Annotated in this window: 13 protein-coding genes; 3 read left to right on the top strand and 10 right to left on the bottom strand. The window is 65.9% G+C overall.

The genetic code is table 11. From position 1 onward, the window contains the following. Nucleotides 1–75: 75 nt before the first annotated feature. Genes AC5RU7_RS08890 through AC5RU7_RS08870 form a run of 5 tightly spaced genes read right to left on the bottom strand, consistent with a single transcriptional unit; the run spans nucleotide 76 to nucleotide 5,112 of the window. A complete protein-coding gene (locus AC5RU7_RS08890; protein ID WP_494051943.1) occupies nucleotides 76–1,569 on the bottom strand; it encodes an aldehyde dehydrogenase family protein in 1,494 nt (497 codons plus the stop codon). A 45-nt stretch (nucleotides 1,570–1,614) separates the two neighbouring features. Then, nucleotides 1,615–2,580 (bottom strand): VOC family protein, encoded by a 966-nt coding sequence (locus AC5RU7_RS08885; protein ID WP_494011472.1) that lies wholly within the window; start codon nucleotides 2,578–2,580, stop codon nucleotides 1,615–1,617. 27 nt (nucleotides 2,581–2,607) lie between these two features. Then, a complete protein-coding gene (locus tag AC5RU7_RS08880; RefSeq protein WP_494051942.1) occupies nucleotides 2,608–3,687 on the bottom strand; it encodes a 4-oxalomesaconate tautomerase in 1,080 nt (359 codons plus the stop codon). Next, nucleotides 3,674–4,384, bottom strand: coding sequence for a 4-carboxy-4-hydroxy-2-oxoadipate aldolase/oxaloacetate decarboxylase (locus AC5RU7_RS08875; protein WP_494051941.1), 711 nt, complete (start codon nucleotides 4,382–4,384; stop codon nucleotides 3,674–3,676). The genes AC5RU7_RS08880 and AC5RU7_RS08875 overlap by 14 nt, the downstream gene beginning before the upstream one ends. Next, nucleotides 4,381–5,112, bottom strand: a complete 732-nt coding sequence (locus AC5RU7_RS08870; protein ID WP_494051940.1) for a PIG-L deacetylase family protein — start codon at nucleotides 5,110–5,112, stop codon at nucleotides 4,381–4,383. The genes AC5RU7_RS08875 and AC5RU7_RS08870 overlap by 4 nt, the downstream gene beginning before the upstream one ends. A 181-nt stretch (nucleotides 5,113–5,293) precedes the next feature. On the opposite strand from AC5RU7_RS08870, the gene AC5RU7_RS08865 reads away from it, so the two are divergent. Then, nucleotides 5,294–6,646, top strand: a complete 1,353-nt coding sequence (locus tag AC5RU7_RS08865; protein WP_494051939.1) for an aminomethyl transferase family protein — start codon at nucleotides 5,294–5,296, stop codon at nucleotides 6,644–6,646. A 41-nt stretch (nucleotides 6,647–6,687) separates the two neighbouring features. Beyond that, the gene (gene ligM / locus AC5RU7_RS08860; RefSeq protein WP_494051938.1) at nucleotides 6,688–8,100 is read left to right on the top strand and encodes a vanillate/3-O-methylgallate O-demethylase; all 1,413 of its coding nucleotides are present in this window, start codon (nucleotides 6,688–6,690) and stop codon (nucleotides 8,098–8,100) included. Nucleotides 8,101–8,139: 39 nt separating this feature from the next. On the opposite strand, the gene AC5RU7_RS08855 is transcribed toward ligM, so the two are convergent. Then, nucleotides 8,140–8,835 carry a GntR family transcriptional regulator gene (locus AC5RU7_RS08855; RefSeq protein ID WP_494051937.1) on the bottom strand — a complete coding sequence of 232 codons (696 nt, stop codon included), beginning with the start codon at nucleotides 8,833–8,835 and terminating at the stop codon, nucleotides 8,140–8,142. Nucleotides 8,836–8,930: 95 nt separating this feature from the next. On the opposite strand from AC5RU7_RS08855, the gene AC5RU7_RS08850 reads away from it, so the two are divergent. Continuing rightward, the gene (locus AC5RU7_RS08850; RefSeq protein WP_494051936.1) at nucleotides 8,931–9,698 is read left to right on the top strand and encodes an NAD(P)-dependent oxidoreductase; all 768 of its coding nucleotides are present in this window, start codon (nucleotides 8,931–8,933) and stop codon (nucleotides 9,696–9,698) included. 56 nt (nucleotides 9,699–9,754) lie between these two features. Here AC5RU7_RS08850 and AC5RU7_RS08845 read toward each other — a convergent pair whose 3' ends face one another. The 4 genes from AC5RU7_RS08845 to AC5RU7_RS08830 all read right to left on the bottom strand — a co-directional run bounded on the left by AC5RU7_RS08845 (nucleotide 9,755) and on the right by AC5RU7_RS08830 (nucleotide 14,165). Beyond that, nucleotides 9,755–9,991 carry a hypothetical protein gene (locus AC5RU7_RS08845; RefSeq protein ID WP_494051935.1) on the bottom strand — a complete coding sequence of 79 codons (237 nt, stop codon included), beginning with the start codon at nucleotides 9,989–9,991 and terminating at the stop codon, nucleotides 9,755–9,757. Between the two features lie 177 nt (nucleotides 9,992–10,168). Next, a complete protein-coding gene (locus tag AC5RU7_RS08840; protein ID WP_494051934.1) occupies nucleotides 10,169–11,395 on the bottom strand; it encodes a pyridoxal phosphate-dependent aminotransferase in 1,227 nt (408 codons plus the stop codon). 38 nt (nucleotides 11,396–11,433) lie between these two features. Then, nucleotides 11,434–13,128 carry an alpha-amylase family protein gene (locus AC5RU7_RS08835; protein ID WP_494051933.1) on the bottom strand — a complete coding sequence of 565 codons (1,695 nt, stop codon included), beginning with the start codon at nucleotides 13,126–13,128 and terminating at the stop codon, nucleotides 11,434–11,436. Beyond that, nucleotides 13,125–14,165 carry a TIGR03885 family FMN-dependent LLM class oxidoreductase gene (locus tag AC5RU7_RS08830; RefSeq protein ID WP_494051932.1) on the bottom strand — a complete coding sequence of 347 codons (1,041 nt, stop codon included), beginning with the start codon at nucleotides 14,163–14,165 and terminating at the stop codon, nucleotides 13,125–13,127. Before AC5RU7_RS08830 ends, AC5RU7_RS08835 begins: the two co-directional genes overlap by 4 nt. Between the last annotated feature and the right edge of the window lie 101 nt (nucleotides 14,166–14,266).

The raw sequence follows: 14,266 nt of genomic DNA, 5'->3' as shown, positions 1-14,266 counted from the left end.
GGTGCACCCTGCACTCGCAATTTTACCTACGTTGATAGGTAAAAGCCATAGGTACTTTTGCGTAGTCTGGGGATGTCAGCTGTCCCGCAGCGCCTCGGGGTCGAGGCGCGCGACGGCGCGGGTGTCCTGGAACGCCCGGACACCCTCAATACCCTGTTCCCTGCCCATGCCGGACTGCTTCATGCCTCCAAATGGTGCCCGCAGGTCGAGCCGGGTGGCACCGTGGTCATTGACCCAGACATAGCCGCAGACCAGCTTTCCGCCCACTCGGCTTGCCGTTGCGGGGTCGGCAGTCCACACGGATCCGCAAAGGCCCGCCCAGGTGTCATTCGCCGCCTGGACCGCCTCATCCTCAGTGTCGAACGGAATGAGCGGGATGACGGGCCCGAACTGTTCCTGGGTGACCACGCGCAGCGAGGGTTCAGGATCGATCACCAGTGCGGGCCGGAGGAAGTTTCCGCCCTGCAGGTCCGGATCCGCCGGAATCACGCCGTACTCCCTGACCTCGGCACCTGAAGCCTTCGCCTCCTCGATAATTTCGCTGACGAAGGCCTTCTGCGCCGGCGAGTGCAGCGGCCCCATCGTGGTCCCCTCATCGAGTCCGTAACCGATCACGGCATTCTCAAGCCGGCTGGACAACCCTTCGGCGAGCTCTTCCAGCCGGGAACGGTGCACATAAATCCGCTTCGCGGCCATGCAGATCTGGCCCGTGGTGTCGAAAATGGACGCGTAGAGACGGTCCAGGTGCGCGTCATCGAGGACGGCGTCGGGCAGGATGATGGCAGCGTCGTTTCCACCGAGTTCCAGCGTCACCCGCGTCAGCGACTTTGCGGCCATCTCCATGATCCGCTTGCCGCCGGAGACGCTCCCGGTGAAGCATACCTTTGCGATGTCCGGGCTGGTGATGAGGGCGGCCATCTCCGCGTCCTTGCCGGTCACGACGTTCAAAACGCCCGGCGGCAGTTTCTCCGCGATCCTCTGGACCACCCGGGTTGTGGCGAGCGGAGCCGTGGGCGGGGGCTTCACAATCGCCGTGTTGCCGGCGAGAAGCGCGTGCGGCAGTGAGGCCGCAAGGATCGCGATGGGCCAGTTGAAGGGCACGATGACCGTGACTACGCCGATCGGCTGGTATTCCACAGTGGTGGACACCGGGATTCCCGGTGCCGGTGGAAGAAGCTTGGTGGCGTCCACCTCTTCGGCCAGGGCGAGCGCGAGGTTCCACCGGATCTCGAACACCAGCGAGTCCACCCAGGCCTCCATGCGGATCTTGCCGTTTTCCTGGGACAGGATGGCGGCGTCCTCGTCGCGGAAATTGGCGATGCCCTCCAGCGCCGCCCCCATCTGCTCTGCGCGCTCCGGCGCGCTCAGGGCGGCCCACCCGGGGAAAGCTGCCTTAGCCGCCGCAATCGCATCATCGACGTCACCCGAGCCTGCCGCGGCCGCGTGGCCGACGATGATGCCCGGCTTTCCCGGGTCCACGATCTCCATGGTCGAGGCAGCCTGGCGTTCAGCGCCTCCGATGTACAGGCCGGTGGTCACCGGCGCGGACGTGTCTACTGTGTTTGTCATGACTTCACACCTCTCTGTGCTGTGTTGCCGGGTTCTTTAATTTTGTCACTGGCGGACAATGGGCGTTCCGTGGGTGTGGAAGGTTTCGATCGTTTTCATGCCCCAGGCTTGCCCCTTTTTGCGCTCCTCCTGCGTCCACTCCACCACCGGCGAGTCAGGATCCAGCAGCAGGCGGGCGCCGGCGTTGGCCAGTTCGATGCGGTTGCCGCCGGGCTCCCAGACGTAGAGGAAGAAGGTCTGGTTGATGGCATGCTTGTGCGGGCCGGACTCGATGTGGATTCCGTTCTCAAGGAAAATGTCGGCCGCCTTCAGGATGTCCTCGCGGGTGTCGGGGGCGAAAGCGACGTGGTGCAGGCGGTTGCCATGCTTCAGCCAGTCGTCCGAGTACACGATGTCGTAGGACTTGTTGTTGAAGTGGAACCACCATGCGGCGTACCCCCCGTCGTCGAGCCTGATGCGTTCGCTCTCACGTGCTCCCAGTGCGTTCAGCACGAATTCGCCATTTGCCACTACGTCCTTGGCGAGGAAGTTGATATGGTCCAGCCGCCTGGCGTTCACGCCCCGGCCGGGAAAGGCCGAGGCCTGGTTCTTCAGTGCGGGCTTGTCGTCCGTGGCGGTGTACCGCTCGGTCTCGTAGTAGATTGCCAGCTCATGCCCGTCCGGGTCGCGGAACGCGTAGGCAGGTCCCGTCCCCACCTCACCGTCCACCCAGCCGATGCCGAGGCCGGTGGCTTCGATGGCCGCCACCCGGCGCTCAAGCGCCTCCTGGCTTGTGGTCCGGAAGGTGGTCCGTCCGACGCCGGCATCGGCCGAGGCGGAGAGCTTGATGGTGTAGAGCTGGTATTCGTCCCACGTGCGCAGGTACACCGACTTCTTCCCAGCTTCCCCGGCTTCTGCCACGACGCGCATGGCCAGCAGGTCACGGAAGAACCAGAGGCTTTCGTCGAAGGTGGGAGTGAGCAGTTCCACGTTTCCCAAGTGGGCGACGTCGAACGAGGTGTACCCGGTCATGGAACAGTCCTCTCCTCAAGGTTGGGGTTACAGGCGGGGGCGCGGGAAAACGCGCCCCTCGAAGATCTTTCGAGCCGTCCGGAGCGCTGCCGAGTGGGTGACGCTGTAGCCATCCGCGGACGGCTCCACGCCGACGTCAACGTCGAAATGGCCGGAGGGATGCTCGAGGCGGAAGGGTCGCTCCGGTGCGGGAAACACGGCAAACCCATGCCCCACAGACCCTTCGGCCAGCACTCCCGCTGCGACAGTGAGGGCGCCAAGGACGCCGATTGACGTGTGCACGCGCAGGGGCAGGAAGCTGCGCGTGGCAATGGTGCCGCCTGCCTGCGGCGGGGACAGCAGTACGAGCTTCGGTACGGTTGCGCCGCTGACGTCTTCCATGCCCATCACCTCGCCTGCGGCAAGCCTGATTTCCGCGAGGCGGGCCGCCAGCGCGTCGTCCGCTTCCAGGTCGCCGGGCAGTTCGTTGCCGGCTACGCCAAGATCAGCCGCGCGCAGCAGCACGGTGGGCATGCCGTTGTCGACGCAGGTCATTTCCACGCCGGCGACCCGGTCCAGTACCTTGCCCGTTGGAAAGAGCGCCCCTGTCGACGAGCCGGCGGTGGCCTCGAAGTTGAGCCTGATTGGCCCTGCCGTTCCGGGCACGCCGTCGATCGCGAGGGTGCCGTCATAATCCACGGTGCCGCCGGGGGTGGCGAAATACGCCGTGGCGATGCTTCCGGTGTTGACCATCCGGATGCGCACCTCGCTATGGTCGGCACCGGGCGCCACCAGGCCGCGCTCCACGGCGAATGGTCCTACGCCGGCCAGGATGTTGCCGCAGTTCTGGCGGCTGGTCACAAACGCCGTATCCACGCCGAGCTGCAGGAAGAGATAGTCAACGTCGGCGCCGTCGTCGGGAGATGCCGAGATGACCGCAACCTTGCTCGTCAGGGGATGCGCACCGCCGATCCCGTCTACTTGGAGCGGATCGGGGGTGCCCATGATCCGAAGCAGCAGATCGTCACGTTCGTCAGGATCTGCAGGCAGGTCCGACGCGAGAAAGTAGGCGCCCTTCGAGGTGCCGCCGCGCATGAGGAGGCAGGGGATGCCTTCAACGGGCGCCATGGCCCGACCCGTACTCCGCCGCGCTCACGTATCGTACGCCTAGTCCGTCAAGCACCGCGCGCAACCTATTGCGGTCCAGGCTCAGCTCACCCGCGCAATAGGCCGCACGGGACTGAGCCTCCTTCTCAACCCTCGCGGCTGCGGCCTCGAGGGTTGCCTGGGCGTCGCGGCGCGGCACGCAGAGCACGCCGTCGTCGTCGGCCACGATCACGTCTCCCGGGTGAATAACCACACCACCGACGGGGATCGGCACATTCACCGAGCCCGCCGTCGCCTTGACCGTACCCTGCGCGTTGATCGCGGCGGACCAGACGGGAAAGCCCATCGCGCGCAGTTCGCGGACATCGCGAACGCCCCCCGTGGTGACAAGCCCGCGCACCCCCCGGTGCTGCAGTGCTGTTGCGAACAGCTCTCCGAATGAACCGTCCAGGGAGGGCGAGGTGGTTGTCACTACCAGCACATCACCCTCGCGGCACTGTTCCACCGCGGCGTGGATCATGAGGTTATCCCCTGGCCAGCACAGGACGGTAACGGCTGAGCCGGCGATCCGTACTCCATCCTGGAGAGGCCTGAGCGAGGCACCCACCAGTCCGCTGCGCCCCATCGCCTCGTGCACCGTGGCGACACCGTGCCCTGCCAGGCCCTCGATGGACAACGCCTCCGCCCGCTGCACGCCGGTGACCACCACGGGCTTCATTCGAGAACCTCCGTGACCTGGGGGTAGTAGCGCATGTAGGCCTCGCCCCTGGTGTCTACGGGCAGTCCGAGGTTTGGTCCTGCATTCCGTTTGACCTGTACCCCGCGGCGAACGGCGAGGTCCGTGTAGTAGTCCCACATGTGCTGCTGGGCGGGGAGGCACTTCATGGCCTGCTGCTTGGCGGGAAAGGCAGAGGTGATATCAAGCAGGACGTCGGGCTTGAAATCGCACTGCTCGGGCTGGTGCGGCTCGAAGAAGAACACCGGCGGCGCCCCCAACACCTCGCCGGGAGCGTCGTAGCCAATAGCCTGGGCCAGGATTCTGGCTTCGATCGCCAGCCGGGCAGCTGCAGGATGGTCGCCGTTGTAGGGGTCCAGGAGGGGATGGGTCAGCACAACGGTGGGCTGAACCCGGCGATAGATCCGCACGAGCTCATCCAGCAGTTCGCGGCTCGGCAGAAGCGGGTAGTCGCCGGCGTCGAGGAATTCGATTTCTGCGCCCAAGGCCCGGGCGGCCTCCTCAGCCTCCCCGCGCCGAAGCGCCTTGATCTCGTCCAGCGTCTTTCCTGCCAGCCATTGGCTGGCGGATTCGCCACGTTCGCCATAGGAGAGGCAGACGACGACGGCGCGGTCGCCACGGGCGGTGGCGGCGGCAATCGCGCCGCCGGCACGCCAGACGAAGTCGCCCGCATGTGCGCTGACGACGAGCAGACTGCCCGGATCGCCCATAGTTCAGTCCTCCCGGAGTGCTCCTGCAACCTGACCTAGCCCGGTATCCGCGGACAGTGCCAGACAACCACTCTCTGGCACCCCGGTCAAGGCATCCGATACAATTTTGTTAGCAATCTCGATCTCAAAGCTCCCGTGCAAATGTCGTGACTGCGCGGCGGGCCGCACGAAGGAGTTCGCAGTGACGGAGACTTTGCAGGAAGCAGTGGACCGGGAGGGCTCGCCGGTAGGGCTGCTGCGGAACTCGCCGGCCCGTCCCCATGTCTTCCCAGTGACTGCCGAGTTCAGCAACTGGCGATCAGAGCAGCATTCCTGGCGCACCAGCTGCGCCCTGCTTGACCAGTCGCACCACATGACGGATCTCTTCCTGAAGGGGCCGGAAGCGGAAAGCCTGCTCCGGGGGCTTGCGGTCAACTCCTTCGCGAAGTTTCCAGTTGACCGCGCAAAACAGTTCATCGCGGTGAACCACCGGGGCCAACTCATCGGCGACGGGATACTCGCCCACCTGGACCAGGACTCCTTCAACCTGGTGGGACACCCGATGGTGATCGACTGGGTGCAGTACAACGCCGAAACAGGAGACCTGGATGTGGAGGCGGAACGGGACGGCAACTCCATCGTGCGTGCCGGCGACCCCCGCCTGTTCCGCTACGAACTTCAGGGGCCCACCGCCGTCGCAATCGTGGAGAAGCTCATCGGCGGCCCGGTCCCGCAGATCGGGTTTTTCCATATGGCACGCTTCCCGATTGCCGGGCTGGAGGTCCGCGGGATCCGGCATGGCATGGCCGGACAGCCCGGCTACGAACTTTTCGGCCCGTGGGCGGAGGGTGCACGTGTCCGGGACCTGCTGCTTGAGGCGGGAGCAGAATTCGGACTTACCCAAGTAGGGGCAAAAGGCTATTCAACAGCCAACCTCGAGTCGGGCTGGGTGCCCTCGCCGGTGCCGGCGATCTTCTCGGACCCCCGGCTGCGGGCCTACCGGGAATGGCTGCCGGCCTCAGCAGCCGGTTCACTCGGCGGCAGCTTCGGCTCGGCGGACATTGAGGACTACTACCTGACGCCCTACGACCTGGACTACGGGCGGTCCATCGCGTTTGACCATGACTTCGTGGGACGGGACGCGCTCGAGGGCATGTCCGAAAGGCCCCACCGCCGCAAGGTGACACTCGTGTGGAACCCCGACGATGTCCAGGAGGCGATCGGCTCGCTCCTGCGGCCCGGCCTCCCGGCCAAGTACATCGACCTGCCGAAGGCGCGCTATGCCCTGTACCAGGTGGACCGGGTGCTCCAGGACGGCGCCGACATCGGGCAATCATTCGACTGCGGCTACATCGCCAATGAGCAGGCGTTCGTCTCGCTGGCCAGCCTTGACTCCGGCGCGGCGGTCACCGGCGCCGAGGTCACGGTGCTGTGGGGTGAGCAGCCCAACTCGGCCAAGGTCCAAGTGGAGCCGCACCGGCAGGTTGCCCTGCGGGCCACGGTGGCCCCGGCACCGTTCGTGCAGTACGCACGCGAAAGTTACCGCGCCGCCTAGCGGCGTAGCCATCCACCCGGAATAAACGAAGGAGAACCCCGATGGCCCGGAAGTCCCTGCAGGACGTGCTCGATGCCGCAGGCAACACCGTCGAACTCTTGCGCAACTCTCAACTCGGCACCTACATCTACCCTGTGGTCCCCGCGGAGTTCACCAACTGGCGGCGGGAGCAGCGCGCCTGGCGCGAGACCGCCGTGCTCTACGACCAGTCGCACCACATGGTCAACTTCTTCATGAAAGGCCCCGACGCCCTTAGGCTGCTCTCGGACACGGGCATCAACAGCTTCGCGAATTTCCCGGTGAACACGGCCAAGCAGTTCGTTCCCACGGCGTCCAACGGCGGCGTGATCGGCGACGGCATCCTGTTCCACCTGGCAGAGCACGAATTCGTCTACGTCGGGCGGGCACCTGCTGCGAACTGGCTCCAGTTCCACGCCGAGACCGGCGGGTACGACGTCGAATGCAGGTACGATGACCGCTCACCGTCACGCCCCTACGGGCAGGCCGTACAGCGGGAGTACTACCGCTTCCAGATCCAGGGGCCCAACGCCTGGCAGATCATCGAGAAGCTCAACGGTGGGACCCTCGAACAGGTGAGGTTCTTCCACATGGGCCACCTGGACATTGCCGGAGGGCGGGTGCGCACCCTGCGCCATGGCATGGCAGGAGCCCCGGGGCTGGAGATCTGGGGACCCTATGAGCAGCACGCCAGGATCCGTGAGGCCGTACTCGAGGCCGGTGCCGAGTTTGGAATCGAACCCTGCGGGTCGCGCGCCTACTCCTCGAACACGCTCGAGTCGGGCTGGGTACCTTCGCCGCTGCCTGCTGTCTACAGCAGTGACGCCGAGCGCGCCTACCGTGAATGGCTGCCGGCCACCAGCTACGAAGCCATCAACGCGCTCGCGGGCTCCTTCGTCTCGGACGACATCGAGGACTACTACCTCACGCCGTGGGAACTGGGCTACGGCTCCTTCGTGAAATTCGATCATGACTTCATCGGCCGGGACGCCCTTGAGCAGATTGATCCGGCCAGGCGGCGGAAGAAGGTCACGCTGGCCTGGAACGACGAGGACCTCGCCAGGATCTGGGCGTCCTTCCTCGACCGTGACAACCCGGGCTACCAGTTCTTCGACCTCCCGAACGCCAACTACGGTTCGTCGAACTACGATTCCGTGGTGGACGCCGACGGGACTGCAGTTGGCCTCTCGCTCTTCACCGGCGTAACAGCCAATGAACGCCGGGGGCTGTCGCTGGCAACGGTTGACGCCAACGTGGACATCGGGACCGAGGTCCACGTGGTTTGGGGCGAACCTGACGGGGGGTCACGCAAGACCACAGTGGAGCGGCACGAGCAGATCAGCGTGCGCGCCGTCGTGAGCCCCGCGCCCTACGCCGTGACGGCGCGTACGGAATACCACGGCGGCTGGCGCACCGCCGGCGCCACTGCCAAGTGAGCCTGCCGGCTTGCCGCGCACGGCAGCCAGGGTTGCACGTCAGGTGACCGGTGCTGGTTCGGACTGGGCGGATGACACTTCGCGGAGGGCATCGATGACGCTGAGCAGGTGGCTTCGCACAGCGTGCTCGGCCGCGTCTGGATCACGGCTGACTACGGCGTCGATGATGGCGGCGTGCTCCAACACCGAGACCTTCGCCCGCTGCGGCCGCGACGAGAGCTTGAACTGGTGCCGGACACTCTGCGCGTGCAGGCGGGCCAACACCTCGGCGGCAGTGGCATGGTGGCTGAGTTCGCGGATCCGTACATCGAGGTAAAGGTGCAGGCGCGCGTATTCGACGAGATCACCCTCGGTGACAGACTCGATCATCCGGGCCCTGAGCCGCTCCAGGGCAGCTGCATCCTCGTCGGAGATGCGCGCAGCCGTCTTCGCGGCACACAGGCCCTCAACACCGATCCGTACCTCCAGGATCTCGATGGCCTCGTCCACGGAGATCGCCCGGACCCGGGATCCGCGGTTCGGCAGCCGCTCCACCAGGCCTTCGCCTGCGAGTTCGAGCAGTGCGGTGCGGACCGTGGCACGGCTCGCCGAGAGCTCCACGCTAAGGTCGGCTTCGATAAGCCGCTGATTGGGTGCGTACTCTCCCCGGATGATCGCGTCACGGATGACGTCGGTGACCCTCGGGTCGCCGGTGGCCGCCGCTTCCGCCTCCAGTGAATGACCGCGAGATGCCATCTCCACTCAACTCCCAGAATCGCCGAACAAGTGAGGGGCCCAGAGTGAGCACCATTTTGTCTACAATCTTAGGAGCAAGGGGGGACAAGGACCGCATGCGGGTCGCCGTCCTGGGGCTTGGGGAAGCCGGGCGCATCTACGCGGAGGACCTTTCCCGGCGTGGAGTGGGCGTTACGGCGGCCGATCCGGCGGTCGCCGCTGTTCCAGCCGGCGTTACCCCCGCCGGTGGCGTCGGCGAAGCGGTGCGTGGAACAGGGGTGGTGCTCAGCCTGGTTGGGGGGCATGCTGCAGAGTCTGTCCTCGAGGAAGCGCTGCCCGGGATGGAATCGGCGAGCATCTTCGCGGACATGAATACAGCGGGCCCCGCAGTAAAGCGGCGATTGGCGGAACGCGCATCCCGGCGCAACATTCAATTCGTCGACGTTGGCATCCTGGCGCCGGTTCCACGCAACCGGCTTGAGACGCCCCTGGTGGTGAGCGGTTCGGGCGCGGAAAACCTGCTGCCTGTCCTCACCGGATGGGGAATCCCGGTGACCAGTGCAGGAGGCGAAGCAGGCGCGGCCGCCGGACTGAAGTTGCTCCGCAGCGTTTTCATGAAAGGTCTCGCGGCCACCGTCATCGAGTCAGGCACCGCCGCCAGGGCAGCAGGGGCCGAGGACTGGCTCGTCGGCCAGATCGCCTCGGAACTGGGCCCTTCCGGACCCGAACTGGTGGAGCGTGTACTTGAGGGCACGGCGCTGCACGCCGCGAGACGGGAAGCCGAGATGCGTGAGGCCCGCTCGTTCCTGGAAACGCTTGGCGTCTCCCACCCCATGACGGACGGAACGCTCGAGTGGCTCCATGCCCTGTCGAATCCAACATAGGCGGCGGGCAGTCCTTACTGACTACGCCCGCAGCCGTGGTGTAGGACCAGGCAGGCTTAGGCGACCCGCCACACGCTGCATTCGTCCGTATTGATTGCTTTCCGCAGCCCTGTAATCCGGTCCAGGATCCAGACGACGCCGATGCCCGGCGCTGTTTCCTGGACGCTGCCGCGGCGGATCACCACGTCGTCGTAGGAGGGGCCCACGGAAAGGCGGGCCTCGATTTCGTCACCGCGGTGGAGCTGGTCCAGGGCGCGGACTCTGGTTACATGCGTGGTCGCTTTCTTCAACATTGCGTGGCCTCCTGGCTGGAGCTGGTGCCGGCTCTTGCCTGCACTACCAAGTGTGGCCGGGCAATGTTGCGCGCTGGTTTCCCTCCGGTTAGGTAACAGTTAGTTCTTCGAGCCGGTGTTGTTTCTGCGGCACCCTACTGGCAGTCCGGCGGGCGTGGCCGGGAAACGGGACCCCGCTCAGGCGGCACCGCGGCTGCGGTAGCCGGCCAGGAAGTCGGAAATCCTCTCCACCGCCTCCTCGATGTCCAGGACGGACGGAAGGATCACGAACCGGAAGTGGTCCGGTGCGGGCCAGTTGAACGCGGTGCCGTGGGAGACCAGGATCTTCTGCTCCTGCAAGAGGTCCAGGACGAACTGCTCGTCGCTGGCGATCGGGTACAGGTCCGGATCCAGGCGCGGGAACAGGTACATGGCTCCCGACGCCGGCACGCAGGTGACGCCGGGAATGGCGGTCAGCAGTTTGTGGGCGAGGTCGCGCTGTTCCCGCAGCCGCCCGCCTGGACTCACCAGCGCCTCGATGCTTTGGTAGCCGCCCAGGCAGGTCTGGATGGCGTGCTGGGCGGGAACGTTCGCGCAAAGGCGCAGCGAGGCAAGCAGTTCAAGGGCTTCCCGGTAGCCCGCGGTGGCCGCGAGGGGTCCGGTGATGGCCACCCACCCCGCACGGTAACCGGGCATCCGGTAGGCCTTGGACAGCCCGCTGAAGGTCAGGCAGCACACGTCTTCCGCCACGGAGGCAGTGTGGATGTGGCGGGCGCCGTCATACAGCACCTTCTCGTAGATCTCGTCCGAAAACAGGACCAGGTTGTGCTTGCGTGCCAGGGCAGCGAACTGTTCCAGGACGTGGCGGGGGTACACGGCGCCCGTGGGATTGTTCGGGTTGATGATGACGATGCCCTTGGTGCGGCTGGTGATTTTCGCTTCCACGTCCGCCATGTCCGGCCACCAGTTCTCCGCCTCGTCACAGAGATAGTGCACCGGTTTGCCGCCGGTCAGGGTCACGGCAGCGGTCCACAGGGGATAGTCCGGCGCCGGGACCAGGATCTCGTCACCGTTTTCCATGAATGCCTGCAGGCACATGGAGATCAGTTCGCTGACCCCGTTGCCGATCACGATGTCTTCCACGCCGATGTTCATCAGCCCATGGGTCTGGTAGTACTGCGAGATTGCGGTCCGGGCTGTGAAGATCCCCTTGGAATCGCTGTACCCCTGCGCGCCGCGAAGGTGGTGGATCATGTCCACGACGACGGACTCCGGCGCCTCCAGCCCGAACGGCGCCGTGTCCCCAAGGTTCATCTTGAGGATGCGGTGCCCCTCGGCCTCCATGTTCTTGGCCGCCTGGAGGATGGAGCCCCGGAGCTCGTAGCGGACGTTCTGGAGTTTGCTGGAGTGTTGCATGGCGCGCATGGTTGATCTTTACACACCGCCGGCGCCCGCCGCCCCCGTTACGGCGCCAGCCGGTCCCCCTTCCGGTGCACCCGGAACCAGCGGTATCCGTAGCGCCCCAGTTCCGCCGTGAAGCCGCCGTCGGGTTCCAACTCCACATTGTCGCCGTCGAACAGGTCCAGCAGCATGGCGTCCTTGTAGGCCTGCGGCGGGGCGTCCTGGCCGCCCACCAGGCCGCTGACCTTTACCGAGTCCTCGCCGAAGTTGTGCAGCAGCACCAGCGTCCCGCCGTCGGAACTGCACGTGTGGGCGAAAACGGCGGGCTCGGGCTGGTCGATGATGTTGAATTCACCCCACCCCAGCTCCGGGGACTCGCGGTAACGTGCGATCAGGGTGGCCATGAAATTGAACAGTGAGTCCGGGTCGCGCTTGGCGGCCGCAGCGTTGACGTTCTCCACCCCATACTCACCGCGCACCAGGGGCGCCACCAGGTCCGCCGCTTTGGCACTGGAGAAGCCGCCGTTCTTTTCGCTGGTCCACTGCATGGGGGTGCGCACCGCGGCGCGGCTCTTCTGCCGGAGGTCCTCGCCCATGCCGATCTCCTCGCCGTAGAACAGCACGGGGGTGCCCGGCAGCGAGAACATCAGCGAGTACACCATCCGGATCCGTTCCTGGTCGCCTCCCAGCATCGGCGGCACCCTGCGGCGCAGCCCGCGGCCGTAGATCTGCATGTTTTTCCGGGGTCCAAAAGCTGCAAATACCTCTTCGCGCTCGCCGTCGCTGAGCTTGTCCAGGGTCAGCTCGTCATGGTTGCGCACGAACATTGCCCACTGGTTGTCCGGGTGCAGCGGCGGCCGGCCCTTCAGTGTTTCGGCCAGGGGACGGGCATCCCCGCGGGCCAGGGACAGGTAAATGTACTGCATGGACATGAAATCAAACTGCATGTTGAGTTCGTTGCCGTCCGGCCCGCCGAAGAATTCGACCTGTTCCTTATAGGGCAGGTTCACCTCGCCCAGCAGCACAGCGCTGCCATTGCGGCGGCTCACGAAGCTGCGCAGCGCGGCCAGGAAGCCGTGCGGATCCAGGTTGGCGGCCTCGTCCCTGGGCTGCCCGCGGGTTTCCACGAAGAAGGGCACAGCGTCCAGCCGGAACCCGTCGAGGCCCAGTTCCAGCCACAGGCCCATCGCCTTGGCGATCTGGTCGCGCACATCGGGGTTTGTGACATTCAGGTCCGGCTGGTGCTTGGCGAACATGTGCAGGTACCACTCCCCGGTGGCGTCATCCTTTTCCCACAGCGAGTCCTCTTCGCCGGGGAACACCACCTCCGAGGACGTGTCCGGCGGAGGGTCGCTGCGCCACACGTAGTAGTCCCGGTACTTGTTGTCCGTGGATTTCCGGGCCTCGACGAACCAGGGATGCTGGTCCGAGGTATGGTTCACAACGAAGTCTGCGATGACCCTCATTCCCCGGTCCCTGGCCGCGCGGATGAACTCCACCAGGTCGCCCATGGTGCCGAGCCGGGGGTCCACGGTGAAGAAGTCCGTCACGTCATAGCCATCGTCCCGGTCCGGGGACGGGTAGAACGGCATGAGCCAGACGCAGGTCACGCCCAGGGCGGCCAGGTAGTCCACCCGCTGGGTCAGCCCGGCGAAATCCCCAGTGCCGTCGCCGTCGTCGTCAAAGAACGTCTCCACGTCCAGGCAGTAGATGACCGCGTTTTTCCACCACAGGTCGGACGTCTCGGCGAGCCTCATGCCCGGGCCTTCGACGACGATTCGGCAGCTGCCGCGGCAAGAGGCGGTTCAGCGGCAATGCCGGCAGGGGTCCCGCCGGACGTGCGAAGGTGCGGAAGAACGTCCGCGCCGAACGCGTCGATGAAGGGGGCCTGCTCCTGCCCCACGAAGTGCAGGTAGAGCTCGTCGAAGCCGAGCTCCGCGTACCCGGCCAGCCAGTCCACGTGCCGGGCGGTGCTGGCCGAAACGTTCACCGACTTGCGGACCTGGTCCTCGCCCACGTGCTCGCCCACGCCGTCGAAGTGCCCGGCGGTGGGCAGGTCCCAGGGGACGGGCGGGGCGAAGGTGTTGGTCCGCCACTGGTCCAGCGCAAAGGCCGCGGCATCTTTTTCGCGGGGTGCCCAGGAGAGGTGGACCTGCAGCACGGCCTTGCCGCGGCCGCCGTTGTCCCGGTAGACGGCCAGCATGTGCCGGAGCTTGTCCGCGGGCTGGTTCACTGTGACCAGCCCGTCAGCCCACGCTGCTGCACGGCGGGCTGTGTCCACGCTGATGGCGGGCGCGATCAGCGGCGGCGGAGAGTCGGGGACGTCCCAGATCCGCGCCTGCTCCACCGTCACCAGGCCGCGGTGGGTGACCTCCTCGCCGCGGTGCAGCCGGCGGATGACGTCAACGCACTCTTCCAGCCGGCGCTGCCGGATGTCCTTGGCCGGCCAGGCATCGCCGGTAATGTGCTCGTTCATGTTTTCGCCGCTGCCGGGGGCAAACCAGAACCGCCCCGGGAACATCGCGGCCAGGGTCGCGGACGCGTGGGCGATGATCGCCGGGTGGTAGCGCTGGCCCGGCGCCGTCACTACCCCGAACCGGAGGCCCGTGGTGGCCAGGGCAGCACCCAGCCAGGACCAGGCGAACCCCGAATGGCCCTGGCGTGCGGACCACGGCTCAATGTGGTCAGAGCACATGGCGGCATCAAAGCCTGCACGCTCCGCGTGTTGGACATCCTGGAGCAGCTGGCCGGGACTGATCTGTTCGTGCGAGGCGTGAAAGCCGACGGTAACCATCGTTAACCTCTACCGTCCGGCACGGTGCCCTGTCGAGGGCATCCCGGGCCCCGGTACGGAAACCCGACTACTTGTCGGATAAGTTTGAAACTTGTAGTACT

The sequence above is a fragment of the Arthrobacter sp. K410C genome, from assembly GCF_059090105.1.
Note: the sequence above shows the minus strand (reverse complement) of the source record. Positions and strands in the feature narration are given on the sequence as shown.